We start from the raw sequence: 18,105 nt of genomic DNA on the forward strand, positions 1-18,105 counted from the left end.
TGATCACGGATTCCTGGGGAGCACCGAATGGCATTGTTCAAACGCAGTAGCAGCGCTGCGAAAGGTTTTGACTGGATGGGCCTGCTCTGGCTGTTCCTGTTCTTCTGGTACTTCTCCGGCATCACCCAACTGCTGATCCAGCTGACCGACACCTCCGGCTTCAGCGGATTCCGCCAGGCGTTCTTCATGAGTGGCGTGTGGCTGGCGCCGATGCTGCTGTTCCCCTCGCGCACCAAAGTCATGGCCGCAGTGATTGGCGTGGTGCTCTGGGCCTGCTCCATGGCCAGCCTGGGCTACTTCTTCGTCTACCAGCAGGAGTTCTCGCAAAGCGTCATCTTCATCATGTTCGAGTCCAACCCCTCGGAGGCCGTTGAGTACCTGACCCAGTACTTTGCCTGGTGGATGGTCCTGGCTTTCCTCGCCCATACCGCCTTCGCGATCTTCCTCTGGACCCGCCTGCGCCCGGTCTACCTGCCTCGCGGCCAGGCCATGGTGGCGGCTGCGGCGATCCTCGTGGCGATTGTCGGCTACCCGCTGGTCAAGCAGATCTCCCGCACCGATAACCTGGCCGAAGGCCTGGAGAAGTTCGAAACCCGTATCGAGCCTGCGGTGCCCTGGCAGATGGTGGTGGCCTACCGGCGTTACCGTGAACAGCTGGACGGCATGCAAGGCATGCTCGACAGCGTCAGCAAGATCCCGCCCCTGAGCAACCTCAAGGACAGCATGGCCAATCAGCCGGCGACCCTGGTGCTGGTGATCGGTGAGTCCACCAACCGCCAGCGCATGAGCCTCTACGGCTACCCGCGCCAGACCACGCCCGAGCTGGACAAGCTCAAGGACCAGCTCGCGGTGTTCAACAACGTGATCACCCCGCGCCCCTACACCATCGAGGCGCTGCAGCAGGTACTGACCTTCGCCGACGAGGAAAACCCCGACCTGTACCTCAAGTCGCCGTCCCTGGTCAGCATGATGAAACAGGCCGGCTACAAGACCTTCTGGATCACCAACCAGCAGACCATGACCAAGCGCAACACCATGCTCACCACCTTTTCCGAACAGGCCGACGAGCAGGTGTACCTGAACAACAACCGCAACCAGAATGCCCGCCAGTACGACGGCGACGTGCTCGAGCCTTTCGCCAAGGCCCTGGCCGACAACGCGCCGCGCAAACTCATCGTGGTCCACTTGCTGGGCACCCACATGAGCTACCAGTACCGCTACCCGCCGACCTTCGACAAGTTCACCGACCGCCAGGGCGTGCCGGCCGGGGTGCGCGACGATCAGGTGCCGACCTACAACAGCTACGACAATGCAGTGCTGTACAACGACTTTGTGGTCTCCAGCCTGATCAAGGACTACGCCAAGACCGACCCCAACGGTTTCCTGCTGTACCTGTCCGACCACGGCGAGGACGTCTTCGACTCTGCGGGTCATGGCACCCTGGGACGCAACGAAGGCAAGCCGACGGCGCCGATGTACACCATTCCGTTCATGGCCTGGGCCTCGCCGAAATGGCGCCAGACCCATGACTGGAGCTTCGCCTCCGACCTCAACCGGCCCTACAGCAGCTCCCAGCTGATCCACACCTGGGCCGACCTGGCCGGCTTGAGCTTCGATGAGTGGGACCCCAGCCGCAGCCTGGTCAACGCCAGCTTCAAGGCGCGCCCCCTGCTGATTGGCGACCCCTACGCACGCCAGAGCAAGCCACTGATCGACTTCAGTCTGATGAAGCCCACGACGCCGGTGGAGACCAAGGTGGTCCAGCAGTAATCCTCACCCTCGGGGGCCGCAATGGCCCCCGAATCGTTCCGCCCCAGGCCACCTTACCCTCCGCCCCTCACCGCCCCTCGAATGCCCACGGCTGATGTGCCAAGGGCGCTTGCTCCTGCGCGGTAGCACTACCCGCCAATGCCTGCCTGCGCGCACTGGCCACAACCTGCCTTCCGGCTTTAGCACCGCAGCCCCTGGGACGCCGAGCGCCCGCGCCACCGCTGACCTGTGGCGCCGTCGCCCAGCGGATCGGCCTGCCGCCCTGCCCGTTATTTCACCTCACTGTCCTCCATCCGGCCCGGGCCACACCTGGTGTCGACACATGATGTCAAGAATGTAATCGGCGCTTCAGGCTCGCGTTAACCCTGACTTAATACACTTAGGTTTAACTTCTCCCGTTACTTCTTGTGCAGGGATGAAACAAGTACCGAACACTCTTAAGCAGGAAACACAGCATGAAACTTTCAACTCTGGTAGTTAGCGGTCTGATTCTCGTCGGTTCCAGTGCGGCCTTCGCCGAGGGCGGCGCGGAAAACATGCAGCGCTTCTATGAAAACTTCCAGGTGAGCCAGCAACAACTTCACGGCAATAAAAACGACAATACAGCCAAGACCGAGCAGCAGAAACCGGCTCCCCGCTATTCCACGTCGGACACCAAGCAACAACAGCCCGATGCCTGACAGCGAATTCCAGTAATACCCACTCTGGACAATGTGCTCCTTTGCCAGAGATGGATGTTTGGCGCCCTTGTGGCGCCTTTTTTATGCCCCGATACAAAGGTTTCTTTCACCTTGGTGACCTGGACATTACAACTTTGTCATTCAGCACTTTCACTGTTTGAGCTCGATTAGTATCCCCGCGCGCCACCCTCCTTAGCGGAAGCCAGTACCTCAGCAACCGCGCCTTACCGGTCATCGGACAGACCGCTTAATCGGTTGAATTACCAGGGTTAATTTATTGACCCTGTAGCTACTTCAGGCTTCATTCTTCATCCATTCGATAACCTCCGAACAATTCAAGAGGATCTAGCAATGCGCATTCTGGTGGTTGAAGACGAACCGAAGACAGCGGACTACCTGCATCAGGGACTGACTGAAAGTGGTTATGTGGTGGATCGCGCGAACAATGGTGTCGACGGCCTGCACTTGATTCAGCAACAACCCTATGAACTGGTGATCCTGGATATAAACCTGCCCGGCAAAGATGGTTGGCAGGTATTGGAACATATGCGCGGGCAATACCCGGCGCGAGTCATGATGCTCACCGCCCGCGGGCGCCTGGAAGACAAGGTCAAGGGACTGGACATGGGCGCCGATGATTATCTGGTCAAGCCCTTTCAATTCCCCGAGTTGCTGGCCCGGGTCCGCACCTTGATGCGTCGCAGTGAAGTCATTGCCCAGCCGGAAGTCCTGCAAGTTGCCGACCTGCAACTTGATCCCCGCCGTCATCGAGCCTATCGCGGCACTCGGCGAATTGACCTGACCACCAAGGAGTTCACCCTGTTACAGGTATTGATGCGCCATTCGGGGGAGGTGCTGACCCGTACCCAGATCATTTCCCTGGTCTGGGACATGAACTTCGATTGCGACACCAACGTGGTGGAAGTGTCCATCAGCCGCCTGCGGGGCAAGATCGATGACAGCAGCGAGGTCAAGCTGATCCACACCTTGCGGGGTGTCGGTTATGTGCTGGAAGTGCGCCCATGAATCCGCGCCCCGGCCCCGTCGACAACAGCCTGTCCATGCGCCTGGGGCTGACTGTCAGCCTGATGGGCGCGGCGTTGGTCCTGCTGCTGGCGACCCTGGCCTACCTGGCCCTGAACCACGAACTGGACAACCTGGCGCGCAAGGGCCTGGACAGCAAGCTGGAGCAGATCCGCCACAGCCTCACCAGTGACATCAAGAGCAGTGACCTGCCCACCCGCCCCCATTCGCTGCTGGACCTGGTGATGGGCCACGACAACCTGCAACTGAGCATCCTCGGCAGCAACCCGCAGGCTGCCCCTTTGCTGAGCGTCGGAGGCATCGCCCAGCAGCCCCTGCCCAGGGCGCTGGGCAGCACGGCCGGCGACGGCTACCTCGACTGGAGCGACAATCGCGGCAATCCGCTGCTCAGTGCCACGCGCAAGATGAAGCTGCGCAACGGCGAGCAGGTGCAAGTGGTGCTGAGCCTGGATCGCGGCAATGACCAGGCACTGCTCCAGGCCTACCTGCGCTCCACGGTGATCGCCCTGCCGCTATTGCTGTTGCTGATAGGCGTCGGTGCCTGGTGGCTGGTGCAGCGCGGGCTGTTACCGCTGCAGCAGTTCACCCGGGTCGCGGCGAAAGTCACCACCCAGGACCTGACCCACCGCCTGAACCTGGACAAGCTGCCCCGGGAGCTGGCCGAGCTGGGCCAGGGCATCAATGTCATGCTGCAGCGCCTGGACGGTGGCGTGCAGCGCCTGTCGCAGTTTTCCGATGACCTGGCCCATGAACTGCGTTCGCCCATCAGCAACCTGATGGGCAAGGCCCAGGTGACCTTGTCCCGGGAACGCCCGCCGGAGGAATACAAGGCCGTGCTGGAGGCCAGCATCGAGGAGCTGGAGCGGGTCACGCGGATCGTCGCCGACATGCTGTTCCTGGCCCAGGTCAGCCAGCCGGCGACCCAGGCACGCTTTGCCCGGGTGTCCCTGGGCGAGGAAGCGCGCCGGGTCATGGACCTGTTCGCCCTCAGCGCCGAAGACAAGCAACTGAGCGTCGACCTGAATGGCGATGCCTGGGTCCTGGGTGACCGGCTGATGATCCAGCGGGCGATGTCCAACCTGCTGTCCAATGCCATCCGCCACAGCCCGCCCCAGAGCCGGATCAGCCTGCGGGTCGAACAGCAGTTGCACAGCGTCAGCCTGGTCGTGGCCAACCCCGGGCCGGGCATTGCCGCCTGCCACCTGCCCCATCTGTTCGAACGTTTCTATCGGGTCGACAGCAGCCGCACTCGCGCCGAAGGCGGCACCGGGCTGGGCCTGGCGATCGTGCGCTCGATCATGAACCTGCACCAGGGGCAGACCGAGGTCAGCAGCGTCCCGGACAGCCTGACCGAGTTCCGCCTGCTGTTCCCCAAGCTCGATCCTACCCAGCACGACACCTAGGGCCCTAGAGCAGCCAGGCGCCCAGCGCCGCCCCCAGGCACACCAGCATCCAGGGCGGCACCCGTCCACTGCACAGCAGCCCGAGGGCCAGGGTCGCGCCCGCCAGCTCCCCGGGGCCGGTGATGCTGTGGGTCCACAGGGGCTGATACAAGGCGGCTGCCAACAACCCCACCACTGCGGCATTGACCCCGGCCAGCGCCGTCTGGACGCTGTGGCGCTGCCGCAAGGCCTGCCAGAACGGCATGACCCCGATCACTAGCAGCAGCCCCGGCAGGAAAATCGCCAGCAGACAGACCAGCGCCCCGGTCCAGCCGTCACTGCTCGCGCCAAGAAAGGCGGCGACGCTGAACAAGGGGCCCGGCACCGCCTGGGCACTGGCATAACCGGCCAGAAACAGCGGGCTGCTGACCCAACCCGGCTCCACCACCTGGGCCTGCAGCAACGGCAGCACCACATGACCGCCGCCGAACACCAGGGCGCCCACCCGGTAGAACCCGTCGAACAGGCCCAGCAGGCGATTCGGCCAAATAGCCGCCAGCCCCGGCAGGACCAGCAGCAACAGCAGCGCCAAGCCCAGGCACATGGCACCCAGGCGGCGACTGGATGCCGCGGGCTGCTGCTGGAGCGGTACGCCCAGCACGGGGCTGATCCACAGCCGGCCCAACAGCGCGGCCAGCAGCATCACCAGCAACTGCCCGCCCAGGCCCGGCCAGCGCCCCACCAGAAACATCGCCAGCAGCGCGATGGCAATCCGCAAGGGACCGCGGCACAGGCTGCGGGCCATTCCCCACAGGGCTTGCGCCACCACCGCCACGGTCACCAGCAGCAGCCCCTTGAGCACGCCCGGTGGAACACCGGCCCCCACCCCCAGGGCCAGCAAGGTCAGGGCCAGGGCCGAAGGCAGGGTAAAGCCGGCCCAGGCGCACAGGGCGCCCGGCACCCCGGCGCGGGACAGGCCCAGGGCAATGCCGACCTGGCTGCTGGCCGGCCCCGGCAGGAACTGACACAGCGCGACCAGCTCGGCATACGCGGCCTCCCCCAGCCAGCGTCGGCGCAAGACGAACTCCTGGCGAAAATACCCCAGGTGCGCCACCGGCCCGCCGAACGACGTCAAGCCCAGGCGCAGGAACACCAGGAACACCTGCCAGGGCGAGTCCGTGTGGCTGCCCTGGTCATGCGCCGGGGGCCTGACGTCGGTCATTACAAGGCTTTGCTCCAGAACAGCATGCGGCCGTGGGCGGGATCGAGCATGACGCTGGCAAATCCACTGGCCTGGTAGGCGGCCTGGGCCGAGGCATTGCCCTCCAGCACCTCCAGGGTGATCTTGCAGCAACCGCGCTGGCGGGCGATGTCCTCGACCTTCTGCAGCATCCGCTTGCTCAGGCCCTGGCCGCGAAAACCGTCCAGCACCACCACGTCATGGACATTCACCAGGGGCCGGCAGGCAAAGGTGGAAAACCCCTCGAAGCAGTTCACCAGCCCCACCGGCTGGCCACCGGCAAAGGCCAGCACGCTGAAGGCCTGGGGCCGCTTGGCCAGTTCCGCCGGCAACTGCTGGAGCTGGTCCGGTGCCAGGGACTGGCCACCGCCCATGGGATCTTCGGCATAGTGATTGAGCAGCACGCCTATGGCTTCGGCATGCACCGGGTTGCTGTAGCTGGCTTGCAGCACCACGACATCGGCAACGTCCATGTTCATCCTCGATCAACGGGTTGAAAGTGAGCCTCAGGGCTCAGGCAGCCTCGATTGTAGGCTGGGGCATTTGACCAAACGAAGATTTTTCACCTGTTTGCGGCAGAAAAACCCTAAGCAATGACCAGGCGCACCTGCAGCAGGAATGGCTTCCCCCCTTCAAGCTCGCGGCGCCGCGCCAAAGCGCTGCCGTTGCATTTCCTGCAGGCGGCTGAGGGTGCGACGGAACGCAAACTCCAGGTAGCCCTCGGTATATAGCCGAGTCATCGGCACTTCGGCCTCCAGGTAGAGCGGCACCTTGCGGTCGTAGCATTCGTCCACCAGGGCAATGAAACGCCGCACGGCATCGTCATGGATCGACAGTTGCGGCAATTGGCGATCCCCGGCCGCCACCCGCTGGGCACCGTCCTCGGTGCCCCGGGCAATCCGTCCCGGACGTGGCTGGGCACTGAGGTTGGGCACCTCGCTGAGGAGAATGGCCTGGAAACGGTCACACAAGGCCATGAAGTCCATGGCCGAGAATGGCTGCTCGCACAGATCGGCAAAACGGCACCAGATCACTGTCTCGGCGGCCTTGACCACGGTCACCGGGCGATAGCCGATCAACAGCGGCTCGCCGGACACCGGCTGCCCGGCACTGAGCTGGGCGAACAGCGGTTCCAGCGCGCTGGGCTGGCCCGCGACGCCGACCCAATAGCGCTGCGTTGCCGCCCCCGGGTGCAGGCGGTGATCCTGTTCGCCATCCACCGCCACCACCGCCATGTGCTGGCGGATGGCGCTGATCGCCGGCAGGAAGCGCTCACGGTTGAAGCCTTCGGCATAGAGCTGCTCGGGCGGCTGGTTGGAGGTACAGACCATGACCACGCCCTGCTCGAACATCACCTGGAACAGACGCCCGAGAATGATCGCGTCACCGATGTCATTGACGAACAATTCGTCGAAGCACAGCACCCGCACCTCCTCGCTCAACTCGCGGGCCAGGGCCTGCAAAGGGTCGGGGGTGCCAGTCAACTGGAAGGACCGCTGGTGCACCCAGCCCATGAAGTGATGGAAGTGCTGACGGCGCGCCGGGACCCTGAGGCTCTGGTAGAACTGATCCATGAGCCAGGTCTTGCCACGCCCCACCGAACCCCACAGGTACACCCCCTGCACCGGCCCACGCCCCTGGTGCAGCGCTTGATGACAGTGTTGCAGGGCCTGCACCGCCCGCGCCTGTGCGGCATCGACGACGAAGCCGTCGTGCTCCAGGGCATGCTGATAGGCGCTCAAGGGTGAGTCGAATGGCATGGGGCTCTGGCCTCCTGGCAAAGGGTCACAGTATGCCAGGGCTGAGAGCGGCAAGATCCAGGCTTGAGGCTTGCAGCGCGAAACTCAGGAGTGCCCGGCCGAGATATCCAGGCGTTCGATCTTGCCTTGGGGGTCCAGGCGGAAGGTGTAGCGCAGCGCCTGGGGGCTGCCGGGGAAATCACCGGAAATCAGGTTGTCCAGCAGCACTTTGCCGGTGCGCTGCTGCACGCCGAGAATCTCCAGCCGCGGGCGGTAGCGACGCCCGGTGTCATCCATCCAGCGGGCGATTTCCTCGGGGCCTACGCGGTGTTCGCGCTCATCGAAGACTTGCGCCCGGGCAGCGAAGATCGACGCCGCCCGGGAGCTGTCTCCGGCATTGGTGGCCGCCACATAGGCAATGATGGCTGGGGCCAGCGAAGGGTCGATACCTGACATGACCAAGGTTCCTTTTGAGTGAAGGTGCAGGTAATGCTAAGACGCCTCCACGTCATTTCCTGTCAGGAGTGAAGCGGCTGTTTTCATCCCCTTGCAGGCGCTTGCGCCAGGTCCGCAGCCAGTCGCTGCGCCGCCCCGGGTAGACCTCGCCCAGCTCCTGGGCCGCGGCCACGCGGTCGGTGCGAAAGGTCCGGTAATCCTCGCGCAGTTCGCACCAGGCGACGATCACCCGGGCCTCGTTGAGAAAGCCCAAGGCCAGGGGCCAGATCAGCCGCTGGCTGGGGGTCTGGTTGACGTCGGCGTAGTCGATCAGCAGCTTGCCCTGGTGACGGATGGCCTGGCGAAACACGTTCAGCGACACCGGGTTGTCGGGAAAGCCATAGCCCGCCGGCCCGGGCAGCAAGGTCGGGTTGCGCAACGCATCCTGGGCCGCCGGGGCCAGTACCGCGGCGATCTTGGCCATGGCATCGGCGGCGGCCTTGCTCAGCTCCTCATCGCCCCGCTGATCGACGTAGCGCAACCCCAGGACCACCGCTTCGGTTTCATCGGCATTGAGCATCAGCGGCGGCAGGAACAGCCCGCTGCGCAGTACATAGCCGATCCCGGCCTCGCCATAGATGGGCGCGCCCAGGGCGCTGAGCTCGGCAATGTCGCGGTACAGGGTGCGCTCGGAAACCTCCAGCTCCCGGGCCAGGTTGGCCGCGGTGACCGGGCGGCTCTTGCCGCGCAGCATCTGCAACAGGGTGAGTAGACGACTGGCTCGCGACACGTGGGGTGAACTCCCTGAAAAACACCGGCGCAGGATAGCAAAGCCTCCTGACAGAAACTGTCAGGAGGAACGTCTGCGTGCCCTGTGTGGGGCCTCGGTCACAGGAAGCCTGGCGGGCCACCGGCAATCCGCCCCGCCGAGCGGGCTAGCGCGGGTGTTGCATCCGCCCAGCACCCCGGCATCGGAGCGCGAGCGCTGCCAGCGTCAGCCGGTCAGACATCGACCTTGTGCCGCGCGGCGTAGAGGCAAAGCATCTCCATGGCCAGGGTCGCGCCCGCCAGGGAGGTGATCTCGGCGTGGTCGTAGGCTGGCGCCACTTCCACCAGGTCCATGCCCACCAGGTTGATCCCCCGCAGGCCGCCGAGGATCTCCAGCGCCTGGGTGGTGCTCAGGCCGCCGCATACCGGGGTTCCGGTGCCCGGGGCGAACGCCGGGTCCAGGCAGTCGATGTCGAACGTCAGGTACACCGGGTGATCGCCCACCCGCTCGCGAATCGCCGCGACAATCGCCTCGCAGCCGCGTCGGTGCACCTGGCGCGCATCCAGTACCTGGAAGCCCTGGTGGTCATCATTGGTGGTGCGCAGGCCGATCTGCACCGAGCGCGCCGGGTCCACCAGCCCTTCCCTGGCGGCGTGCCAGAACATGGTGCCGTGGTCGATGCGCTGGCCCTCTTCATCCGGCCAGGTGTCGCTGTGGGCGTCGAAGTGGATCAGCGCCAGCGGGCCGTGGCGACGGTGGTGGGCCTTGAGCAGCGGATAGCTGATGAAGTGGTCGCCTCCGAACGTCAGCATCGCGCAGCCGGCGTCGAGGATCTGCCGGGCATGGGCCTCGATGCTGTCCGGCACCGACTGCGGGGTGCCATGGTCGAAGGCGCAATCGCCGTAGTCGATCACCGCCAGATGGTCGAAGGGGTCGAACGCCCAGGGCCAGTGGCGTTCCCAGGCGATGCCGGCGGATGCGGCGCGAATCCCCCGCGGCCCGAAGCGGGCGCCGGGACGGTTGGTGGTGGCGGTGTCGAACGGCACGCCGCTGACCACCAGGTCGACGCCCCGCAAGTCACGGCTGTAGCGCCGACGCATGAAGCTGGTGATGCCGGCATAGGTGGTTTCGGCGCGGGTGCCGTACAGGCTGTCGCGGGTCAGGGCCTGATCGTTGAGGTCGGCGATGTCCATGGGGGTTCCTCAGGGTTGGCGGCTACGGAAAGTGGTCCAGATACGGGTGCGCTGGCGCATGTCCTTGAGGCCCATGCTGCGGTCGGCGTAGAGCCGCGCCCGCACCAGGGGCCCGGGGTAGATGTCCGGGTCATTGCGGATCGCCGCGTCCACCAGGGGCGTGGCCGCCTGGTTGGCGTTGGCGAAGAACAGGCTGTTGGTCAGCGCCGCCACCGAGTCCGGGCGCAGCATGAACTCGACAAAGGCCCGGGCGGCCTGCGGGTGCGGCGCGTCCTTGGGTATGGCCAGGTTGTCCTGCCACACCAGGCTGCCGTCACGGGGAATGCGGTAGACGATCTGGTAGGCCTTGGCGGCCTTGCGCGCCTGGTCCGCGGCCATGCCGGCATCACCGTTGTAGGTCAGCGCCAGGCACACACTGCCGTTGGCCAGGTCATTGATCTGCCGCCCGGTGGCCACATAGCGCACGTTGGGTTGCAATTGCCGCAGTAGCGCCTCGGCCTGGGCCAGGTCGGCGCGATCGCTGCTGTAGGGGTCCTTGCCCAGGTAATGCAGGGCCAGGCCGATGACTTCCTGGGGCGAATCGAGAATGGCGATGCCGCAGTCCTTGAGGCGCTCGGCGTACTGCGGCTTGAACAGCAGGTCGAGGCTGTCCAGCGGTGCCTCGGGCAGACGCTGGCGCACCGCTTCCAGGTTCATCCCCAGGCCCAGGGTGCCCCAGGTGTAGGGCACGCCGTAGCGGTTGCCCGGGTCCACTGCGGCCAGTTTTGCCAGCAGGTCCGGGTCGAGATTGGCATAGCCCTTGAGCCCCTCGCGGGGTATTTCCTGCAGGGCCCCGGCCATCAGCGCCCGGGCCAGTACGCTGGAGGACGGCACCACCACGTCATAACCGCTGCCACCGGTGAGCAGCTTGGTTTCCAGCACCTCCGGGGTGTCGAAGGTGTCGTAGCGCACGCGGATCCCGGTTTCCTCGGTGAAGCGTTGCAAGGTCTGCGGGGGGACGTAGTCGGCCCAGCTGTAGAGGTTGAGCAGCGGCTCCTCGGCCCGGACCAGCGAGGCCTGGGCCAGGAGCACAAGAGGAAGGAAGCGGCGAAGGAGCGAATGCATGGCAACCACCTGCGAGGAAGAAGTGGCTGCAGCTTGCCCGGCGCTATACATTACAAAAATACCAAGTTTGTTAACCTGAGATTGCGCCGGAGTAATGTTTGATGCTGGGTCAACTGCACGATCTGGACCTGCAGCTGCTGCGCCTGTTCGTCAGCGTGGTGGAGTACGGCGGCTTCAGCGCCGCCCAGGGCGAACTGGGGCTGAGCCAGTCAAGCATCAGCCAGCAGATGGCGCGCCTGGAAACCCGCCTTGGCTACCGCCTGTGCAGCCGTGGCAAGGCCGGTTTCAAGCTGACGCCCAAGGGCGAGCAGTTGCTCAGTGCCTGCCGCAGCCTGTTCCAGTCCATTGAAGTGTTCCGTCACCAGTCCAACGGTGTGGCCGGACGCCTGATTGGCGAGGTGCGGGTGGGCTTGTCCGAAGCCCTGGACCGTTCAGTGCTGCAAAAGGTCGCCACGGCGATCCGGCACTTTCGCCAGCGCGATGAATCAGTGCGGATCGAATTGATGAGCGCCATGCCCGGCGAAATGGAGCGTCTGCTGTTGCAGCAGCGCCTGGACCTGGCCATCGGCTATTTTTCCCAGGTGCAGCGGGCCTTCGACTACCGCCGGCTGTTCAGCGAGACCCAGCAGCTGTACTGCGGGCTGGGTCACCCGCTGTTCGATGACCCAGCCCCGGATCTTGCAGCCTTGCACCGCGCCGACCGGGTGGACCACCCCTACCGCTTCCTGCGCGCCGACGAACCCTTCCAGGGCCAGCGCTGCTCGGCCCGGGCCGAACAGGTGGAGGGCACCCTGGCGTTCATCCTTTCCGCGCAACACATCGGCTACCTGCCCAGCCACTTCGCCGAACCCTGGGTCAAGGCCGGGCAACTCAAGGCGCTGGGGGCGGCGCAGTTGAACTTCGAGGTGGACTTTCACCTGGCCCGCCACCGTGCCCAGGTGCCCGGCGAAGCCCAGCAAGCCTTCGAGGAAGACCTGCTGCGGGCCTTCGCCTGAGGCCTCGCCCCTCAGTACGCCATGGACCAGCTCAGGGTGTAGGTGCGGCCGCGCCCCTGGTAGTCGTAGAGGTATTGCGGGCCGTAGGTCGGCGAGTAGAACAACTTGGCGCGCTGGCCCCAGACCGTGCTGTATTGCTTGTTCAGCAGGTTCTGGATGCCGCCGCTGAAGGTCCCGAAGCCCGTTTCCTGGCTGCCCAGCAGGTCGAAGGTGGTGTAGCCGTCAATGGTGTGATCGGCATCGTCCTTGAGGGTGAAGGCGTGGTTGCCTTGCAGGCGCGCGCTGCGGCTGTCGCCCTTCCAGCCGACAAAGGCGGTGGATTTGGACAGCGACGCGTAGCGGGCATCGCGCTTGATCCAGCCGCCGTTCGGGCCTTCCTCCTCGGAACGCACCAGGTGCAGGGTGCCACCGGCTTCCCAGCCACTCTGGAAGTGCCGGGTCAGGGCGCTTTCAAAGCCGTAGTCGCGGCTCTTCTGGTCTTTCACGTCGATGGTCAGGGTGGCGCTGTCGGTGGTGATCACCTTGTCCGACCAGATGTAGTACAGCGCCGCCTGGGCGTCCCAGTCGCTGTCCGAGAAGCGCCAGCCGGTTTCCACCTGGCGGCTCTTGATCCCCGCCAGGGGGTTGTCGTCGACGCTCAGGCCCGGCTTGCCATAGAACTTGGCCGGGTCCGGCAGATCGAAGCCCTCGCCGTAGTTGACCCAGACCTGATGGCCGTTCTTGAAGTCGTAGATGCTGCCCAGGTTGAACAGGTTGACCTGGTAGTCGTTGCTGCCGCCGGGCACGTTCTTGAACTGGCCGACGTCGACGTCCATCTGCTGGCGCCGGTAACCGCCGGAGACCGTCAGGTTGTCAGTGGCGTGCCAGTCCAGCTGGGCGTAGCCGGAGACCCCGTCGACCCGGTAGCTGGGATAGCGCGGGGCCTTGCTCGCGGTCACCAGGTCGAGGCCGCCACTGCCCGAGGAGAGGCCCTGGTCGAAGGTGCTCTGCTCGGCATTGAAGCGCTCGCGGTCCAGGTCCACGCCATAGGTCAGCTTGAACGCGTCGAGTTCCTTGGCGAACAGTGCCTTGAGGCTGGTGACCTCGAAGTTCTGCTGCGAGGCGGCAAAGTACACGCCCTTGGATCCGACCGGCGAGCCGCTGTTGTAATAGGGGAACGGGAAGAAGTTGTCGTCTTCCTTGCGGTAGGACGCCTGCAGGTAGAAGTCCTGGCCCAGCACATCGCTGTGGTGATAGTTGGCGTTGAGCAGCAGGCGTTTGGTGCGCGGCTCCAGGTCGGTGGAATAGCCGCCCCGCAACTCGGCGTCATTCAGGTTGGACGGTGCCTTGTACTTGAGGTTGGGGAAATAGATCCCGGTGCTGCCGTGGTTGCCCGAGTCGTAGTACTGGGCCAGCAGGTCCAGGCTCTGCTCCTCGTTGAACTGCAGGGCCAGGCTGCCCATCAGGTCGAGGGTGCGGTTGTACTGCAGGTCGGTCTGGGTGTTGTCGATGAAGATCTGCTTGCCGGCACCGTCGTAGAAGGCTTCATTCTGCTCCCCCGCCACCGCCAGCCGGCCGCTGATGGCCTCGCTGCCGCCGCTCACCGACTGGGCGATGCGAGTGCTCAGGTCGTCGCTGTTGTTGAAGCCGCTGCTGGCGCCGAGCTGGGTTTCGAAACGCGCCGGCCCCGGCTCGCCCTTCTTGGTGACGATATTGATGATGCCGCCGGTGGCCCCGCCGCCGTAGATGGCGCTGGCCCCGGAAAGCACTTCCACCCGCTCGACGTTGAACGGCGAGAGGCTGTCGAACTGCCGGGACAGGCCCCGGGAGCTGTTCTGGCTGACCCCGTCGATCATCACCAGCACGTTGCGCCCGCGCATGTTCTGGCCGTAGTTGGTGCGGCCCTCGGGGGCCAGGTCGAGGCCGGGCACCAGCTTGCCGATGGCCTCCTTGAGGCTGACCCCGGTTTCCAGCTGTTCGCGCAGCTGGCTCTGCTCCACCACCCACACCGTGCCGGGAATCTCGCTGATGGCGGTGCTGGTGCGCGACGCCACGGTGACCTGGGTCGGCTTGAGGTTGAGGCTGGCCGCCGGCGCAGCAGCGCGCCGCAGGATCACCGTGCGCCCATCACTGAAGGACCAGCTCATGCCACTGCCGGCCAGCAGGCTTTGCAGGGCCTGGGCCACGGTGAACTGGCCATTCAGCGCCGGCGACTGCAGGCCATCGACATCGCTGGTGGTGTACAGCAGGCGCAGGTTGGCCTGGTCGGCAAAGCGGGTCAGCGCCTGGTCCAGGGACTGGGCCGGCAGCGCCACGGACACCTGGCGCTCCTGGAGCGCACTGCCCTGGCGAGCGGAAGTCCCCTCCTCGGCCTGCACCAGGAGCGGCGCCAAGGCTCCGGCCAATACCGCCTGGGCCAATAATGTGCGGCGCAACACCTCGGTACCGCGTGCCACTGTCGACTGCTTGAACATAGCTTTCACGTGTTCTTTCCCGGCCAATTGAAATGACGTCAATGAGAATGATTGTCTTCTCAGTCTCACTACGACGATTGTCCGAGGCAGAACTTGCAGTGCCCTGCGTAAAAAAATTGCCTTCAGTGCAACACCGCCAGGAACGGCAGGTAGGTGACCTTCAGCGGATAGCGCTGCTCCAGGGCATGCAGCGAGCCCTGGGGATCGCGCAAATCGAACACGCCACTGATGGCCAGCGCCGCCAGTTGCGAGTCGGAAACCAGGATCCGCCCATGCTGGTACCGCTCCAGCTCGGCGATCACTTCACCCAGCGGACGTCCGTTGAAGATCAGCTTGCCGCGCTGCCAGGCGGTCTGGCTGGTGGCATCGACCTTTTGCTGGGCATACAGCGGCTGGCCGGCCTGGTAGTCCACGCGCTGGTCGGCCTGCAGCAGCAAGGGCGGATGGTCGCCGGTGAACTGCACCTGGCCATCGCGCACCACCACCGTCAGCCGGCTGCCGTCGCGGCGCACGCTGAAGGCACTGGCGGCGCTTTGCAGGCGCTGGTCCTCGGCCACCACCACAAAGGGCCGCCGGGCATCGGCCAGCGGCTCGAACAGCGCCTCGCCGCCGCGCAGGATCACCTTGCGCTCATGCTCGGAGTAGGCCACGGACACGGCACTGGCACTGTTGAGGGTCACGGTCGAGCCATCGGCCAGGATCAGGGTGCGCTGCTGGCCGACGCCGGTGTGGTAATCGGCCATGAGCCCCGGCCATTGCTGCCAGCCAATGGCGGTGCCCAGGGCCAGCAGCACGCTGGCCGCCACGGCCGGCCACCAGCGCCGACGCTGGGGGGCTCGTTGCGCCGCCTGGTGCGCCACGGCGCTTGGGGTCTGCCCCAGGTCACCCCACAATTGCTCCGCCTCTTCGGCCGCCGCGGCGTGGGCCGGGCTGCGCTGGCGCCATTGCTGGAAGGCCATGCGCTGAGCCGCCGTGGCGTGCCCCGAGTGCAGTAGCACCAGCCAGTCGATGGCAGCGTCGTCGAGGTTCTCGGGGTGTTCGGGCAGGGTGTTGTCGGCGGCAGGCAAGGAGGCGTCACTCATGATGGACTTTCAGCCAGTCGCGGCAATGGCGCAGGGCCTGGCCGATGTATTTTGCCACCATGCTTTCGGAAACGCCCAGGCGCAATGCGATCTGCGCCTGGGTCAGGCCTTCCAGGCGATTGAGCAGCAAGGCCTGGCGGGCATTCTCCGAGAGTTGCGCCAGGGCCTCGTCGAGCACCGCCAGGCGCTCCTTGGCCAGCAGCACGGCCTCCGGTGCCGGTGCCGGATCCACGGCTTCGGTGTGCTCCCCGGTGTCGCCGTGGCTGGCCGCCAGGCGCTGTTCGCGGCGCAGGGTGTCGATGGCCAGGTTGCCGGCCACGCGGAAGATGAAACGGCGGTCGTTGTGCACCTCGACGCTCTGCTGATCGACCTTGAGCAGCTTGAGGTAGGTTTCCTGGGCCACGTCGGCCGCCCGCTGGCGATCGCTCATGCGCCGGGTGAGAAACTTCAGCAGGTCGTCGTAGTGCTCTTGGAAACTGCGCAGCAGGCTGGGTGTCGGCAGCATCGAGGGGCGGTCCGCAAATCGGGGCCGGGGATTATTCCACAAAGGCAAATGAGAAACAGTATCTTTCGTATCCCTGCAAAGTAACGGGTTTTCGCCGATTTGCCCTTCAGGCTGCGGCGCCTTTCTGGCATCCTGCGCCTCCTTTTTTCCGACCGGGCTCGCAAGCTGTGGCCGATGCCCCGCTTTTGCGGCCCAAGTCCCGTCCACTTTCCGGCGTGTGCGCCCGTTGTCTGCACACGCCACTGGCAGGCCTTTTCCATGACCGCACCTGATCGCTCCCCGCCCCGCTACAAGTCCGACCTGATCTACGGTCTCAACGACCGCCCGCATTTCAGCGCGGCGATCTTCGCCGCCCTGCAGCACGTGCTGGCCAGTTTCGTCGGGATCATCAGCCCGACCCTGATCTTCGGCGGCGTGCTGGGCCTTGAAAGCGAACTGCCCTACCTGATCAGCATGGCGCTGTTCGTCTCGGGCCTGGGCACCTTTGTCCAGGCCCGGCGCCTGGGGCCGATCGGTTCCGGCCTGCTGTGCGTGCAGGGCACCAGCTTTTCCTTTATCAGCGTGCTGCTCAGCGCCGGGTTCATGGTCAAGGGCCGTGGCGGCAGCACTGAAGACATCCTCTCGACCATCTTCGGCATCTGCTTTGTCGCGGCTTTCATCGAGATGTTCCTCAGCCAGTTCATCGGCAAGCTGCGCAAGCTGATCACCCCGGTGGTCACCGGCACCATCATCACCCTGATGGGCCTGTCGCTGATCAAGGTGGCGGTCACCGACATGGCCGGCGGCTACGGCGCCAGCGACCTGGGGGCAGCGAGCAACCTGGGCCTGGCGGCGCTGGTACTGCTGACCATCGTGGTGCTCAACCGCTTCAACCACCCGATGCTGCGCCTGGGCTCCATCGTCATCGGCCTGACCCTGGGCTTCTTCGTCGCCTGGCTGCTGGGCCGGGTCGACCTGGCGGCGATGCCCGAGGTGCCCCTGGTCAGCGTGCCAGTGCCGTTCAAGTACGGTTTCTCCTTCGACCTGATCGCCTTCATTCCCCTGGCGGTGATCTTCCTGATCTCGCCCCTGGAAGCCGCCGGCGACCTGACCGCCAATTCGATGATTTCCCAGCAGCCGGTGAAAGGCCCGCTGTACATCAAGCGCATCAAGTCCGGGCTGCTGGCGGACGGCTTCAACTCGGCGGTGGCGGCGGTGTTCAACAGCCTGCCGATGGTGACCTTCGCCCAGAACAACGGGGTGATCCAGCTGACCGGCGTGGCCAGCCGCTACGTGGCCTACTTCATTGCCGGGCTGCTGGTGCTGCTGGGGCTGTTCCCGGTGATCGGCGCGGTGCTGCAACTGATGCCCAAGCCGGTGCTGGGCGGCGCCACCCTGATCATGTTCGGCACCGTGGCGGTGGCCGGGATCAAGATCCTCGCCGAAGCCGGGCTGCACCGACGCAACGTGCTGATCGTGGCCATCTCCTTAGGCATGGGCCTGGGGGTCGCGGCGGTGCCCGAGGTACTGCGCGAGCTGCCCAAGGCCTTGCACAATATCTTCGAATCGCCGATCACCGTGGGGGCCTTCTGCGCGATCTTCCTCAACATCTTCCTGCCGGAAGAATTCCTCGAACTGGAAGAGGACGAGTTCGACCCGGAAGCCGCGACCCTCAAGGTCATGCAGGACCCGGACATGAGCGCCAAAGCGAACTCCTGAAGCCGTTCGGCGTCTA

General features: G+C 65.1%; 16 protein-coding genes. 6 read left to right on the forward strand and 10 right to left on the reverse strand.

All coding sequences use genetic code 11. The annotated features are described in order from the left end of the window. Window positions 1-27: 27 nt before the first annotated feature. From ACZ5BO_RS18595 to ACZ5BO_RS18610, 4 genes are all read left to right on the forward strand, one after another. Window positions 28-1,770, forward strand: a complete 1,743-nt coding sequence (locus ACZ5BO_RS18595; protein ID WP_464696042.1) for a phosphoethanolamine transferase CptA — start codon at window positions 28-30, stop codon at window positions 1,768-1,770. 455 nt (window positions 1,771-2,225) lie between these two features. Then, complete coding sequence (locus ACZ5BO_RS18600) at window positions 2,226-2,450, forward strand: hypothetical protein (RefSeq protein WP_025127440.1); 225 nt, start codon at window positions 2,226-2,228, stop codon at window positions 2,448-2,450. A 351-nt stretch (window positions 2,451-2,801) separates the two neighbouring features. Beyond that, window positions 2,802-3,476, forward strand: coding sequence for a heavy metal response regulator transcription factor (locus tag ACZ5BO_RS18605; RefSeq protein ID WP_025127441.1), 675 nt, complete (start codon window positions 2,802-2,804; stop codon window positions 3,474-3,476). After that, the gene (locus ACZ5BO_RS18610) at window positions 3,473-4,897 is read left to right on the forward strand and encodes a heavy metal sensor histidine kinase (protein ID WP_464696043.1); all 1,425 of its coding nucleotides are present in this window, start codon (window positions 3,473-3,475) and stop codon (window positions 4,895-4,897) included. Before ACZ5BO_RS18605 ends, ACZ5BO_RS18610 begins: the two co-directional genes overlap by 4 nt. Before the next feature lie 4 nt (window positions 4,898-4,901). Here the strand turns inward: ACZ5BO_RS18610 and chrA are convergent, their stop codons facing one another. The 7 genes from chrA to ACZ5BO_RS18645 form a co-directional block, all read right to left on the reverse strand. Next, entirely contained in the window at window positions 4,902-6,098 is a 1,197-nt protein-coding gene (chrA, locus tag ACZ5BO_RS18615) for a chromate efflux transporter (protein WP_464696044.1), read from the reverse strand. After that, window positions 6,098-6,589 carry a GNAT family N-acetyltransferase gene (locus ACZ5BO_RS18620; protein WP_464696045.1) on the reverse strand — a complete coding sequence of 164 codons (492 nt, stop codon included), beginning with the start codon at window positions 6,587-6,589 and terminating at the stop codon, window positions 6,098-6,100. The genes chrA and ACZ5BO_RS18620 overlap by 1 nt, the downstream gene beginning before the upstream one ends. Before the next feature lie 159 nt (window positions 6,590-6,748). Next, window positions 6,749-7,876, reverse strand: coding sequence for a cell division protein ZapE (gene zapE / locus ACZ5BO_RS18625; protein ID WP_464696046.1), 1,128 nt, complete (start codon window positions 7,874-7,876; stop codon window positions 6,749-6,751). 84 nt (window positions 7,877-7,960) lie between these two features. Beyond that, complete coding sequence (locus ACZ5BO_RS18630) at window positions 7,961-8,311, reverse strand: nuclear transport factor 2 family protein (protein ID WP_025127446.1); 351 nt, start codon at window positions 8,309-8,311, stop codon at window positions 7,961-7,963. A 52-nt stretch (window positions 8,312-8,363) separates the two neighbouring features. Beyond that, window positions 8,364-9,080, reverse strand: a complete 717-nt coding sequence (locus ACZ5BO_RS18635; RefSeq protein ID WP_464696047.1) for a helix-turn-helix transcriptional regulator — start codon at window positions 9,078-9,080, stop codon at window positions 8,364-8,366. 212 nt (window positions 9,081-9,292) lie between these two features. Then, a complete protein-coding gene (speB, locus tag ACZ5BO_RS18640; protein WP_025127448.1) occupies window positions 9,293-10,252 on the reverse strand; it encodes an agmatinase in 960 nt (319 codons plus the stop codon). Window positions 10,253-10,261: 9 nt separating this feature from the next. Next, a complete protein-coding gene (locus ACZ5BO_RS18645) occupies window positions 10,262-11,356 on the reverse strand; it encodes a polyamine ABC transporter substrate-binding protein (protein ID WP_025127449.1) in 1,095 nt (364 codons plus the stop codon). A gap of 101 nt (window positions 11,357-11,457) precedes the next feature. On the opposite strand from ACZ5BO_RS18645, the gene ACZ5BO_RS18650 reads away from it, so the two are divergent. Further along, window positions 11,458-12,351 (forward strand): LysR family transcriptional regulator, encoded by an 894-nt coding sequence (locus ACZ5BO_RS18650; protein WP_464696048.1) that lies wholly within the window; start codon window positions 11,458-11,460, stop codon window positions 12,349-12,351. Between the two features lie 11 nt (window positions 12,352-12,362). Here ACZ5BO_RS18650 and ACZ5BO_RS18655 read toward each other — a convergent pair whose 3' ends face one another. From ACZ5BO_RS18655 to ACZ5BO_RS18665, 3 genes are all read right to left on the reverse strand, one after another. Then, window positions 12,363-14,804, reverse strand: a complete 2,442-nt coding sequence (locus ACZ5BO_RS18655) for a TonB-dependent receptor (protein WP_464701320.1) — start codon at window positions 14,802-14,804, stop codon at window positions 12,363-12,365. A 122-nt stretch (window positions 14,805-14,926) separates the two neighbouring features. Next, complete coding sequence (locus tag ACZ5BO_RS18660; RefSeq protein WP_464696049.1) at window positions 14,927-15,886, reverse strand: FecR family protein; 960 nt, start codon at window positions 15,884-15,886, stop codon at window positions 14,927-14,929. Further along, window positions 15,879-16,391 (reverse strand): RNA polymerase sigma factor, encoded by a 513-nt coding sequence (locus ACZ5BO_RS18665; RefSeq protein WP_464696050.1) that lies wholly within the window; start codon window positions 16,389-16,391, stop codon window positions 15,879-15,881. The genes ACZ5BO_RS18660 and ACZ5BO_RS18665 overlap by 8 nt, the downstream gene beginning before the upstream one ends. Window positions 16,392-16,649: 258 nt before the next feature. Here ACZ5BO_RS18665 and ACZ5BO_RS18670 point away from each other — a divergent pair, with 258 nt between their 5' ends. Further along, window positions 16,650-18,089 (forward strand): nucleobase:cation symporter-2 family protein, encoded by a 1,440-nt coding sequence (locus ACZ5BO_RS18670; protein ID WP_025127454.1) that lies wholly within the window; start codon window positions 16,650-16,652, stop codon window positions 18,087-18,089. Window positions 18,090-18,105: the final 16 nt, after the last annotated feature.

Source organism: Pseudomonas sp. FFPRI_1 (assembly GCF_055384485.1).

Excerpts from the sequence above, each read along its gene's own strand:
- ACZ5BO_RS18660 (WP_464696049.1), bottom strand. The coding sequence starts at position 15,886 with ATGAGTGACGCCTCCTTGCCTGCCGCCGACAACACCCTGCCCGAACAC.
- ACZ5BO_RS18645 (WP_025127449.1), bottom strand. The coding sequence starts at position 11,356 with ATGCATTCGCTCCTTCGCCGCTTCCTTCCTCTTGTGCTCCTGGCCCAG.
- ACZ5BO_RS18605 (WP_025127441.1), top strand. The coding sequence starts at position 2,802 with ATGCGCATTCTGGTGGTTGAAGACGAACCGAAGACAGCGGACTACCTG.
- speB (WP_025127448.1), bottom strand. The coding sequence starts at position 10,252 with ATGGACATCGCCGACCTCAACGATCAGGCCCTGACCCGCGACAGCCTG.
- ACZ5BO_RS18610 (WP_464696043.1), top strand. The coding sequence starts at position 3,473 with ATGAATCCGCGCCCCGGCCCCGTCGACAACAGCCTGTCCATGCGCCTG.
- chrA (WP_464696044.1), bottom strand. The coding sequence starts at position 6,098 with ATGACCGACGTCAGGCCCCCGGCGCATGACCAGGGCAGCCACACGGAC.
- ACZ5BO_RS18670 (WP_025127454.1), top strand. The coding sequence starts at position 16,650 with ATGACCGCACCTGATCGCTCCCCGCCCCGCTACAAGTCCGACCTGATC.
- ACZ5BO_RS18655 (WP_464701320.1), bottom strand. The coding sequence starts at position 14,804 with ATGTTCAAGCAGTCGACAGTGGCACGCGGTACCGAGGTGTTGCGCCGC.
- ACZ5BO_RS18620 (WP_464696045.1), bottom strand. The coding sequence starts at position 6,589 with ATGGACGTTGCCGATGTCGTGGTGCTGCAAGCCAGCTACAGCAACCCG.
- zapE (WP_464696046.1), bottom strand. The coding sequence starts at position 7,876 with ATGCCATTCGACTCACCCTTGAGCGCCTATCAGCATGCCCTGGAGCAC.
- ACZ5BO_RS18665 (WP_464696050.1), bottom strand. The coding sequence starts at position 16,391 with ATGCTGCCGACACCCAGCCTGCTGCGCAGTTTCCAAGAGCACTACGAC.
- ACZ5BO_RS18630 (WP_025127446.1), bottom strand. The coding sequence starts at position 8,311 with ATGTCAGGTATCGACCCTTCGCTGGCCCCAGCCATCATTGCCTATGTG.
- ACZ5BO_RS18595 (WP_464696042.1), top strand. The coding sequence starts at position 28 with ATGGCATTGTTCAAACGCAGTAGCAGCGCTGCGAAAGGTTTTGACTGG.
- ACZ5BO_RS18650 (WP_464696048.1), top strand. The coding sequence starts at position 11,458 with ATGCTGGGTCAACTGCACGATCTGGACCTGCAGCTGCTGCGCCTGTTC.
- ACZ5BO_RS18600 (WP_025127440.1), top strand. The coding sequence starts at position 2,226 with ATGAAACTTTCAACTCTGGTAGTTAGCGGTCTGATTCTCGTCGGTTCC.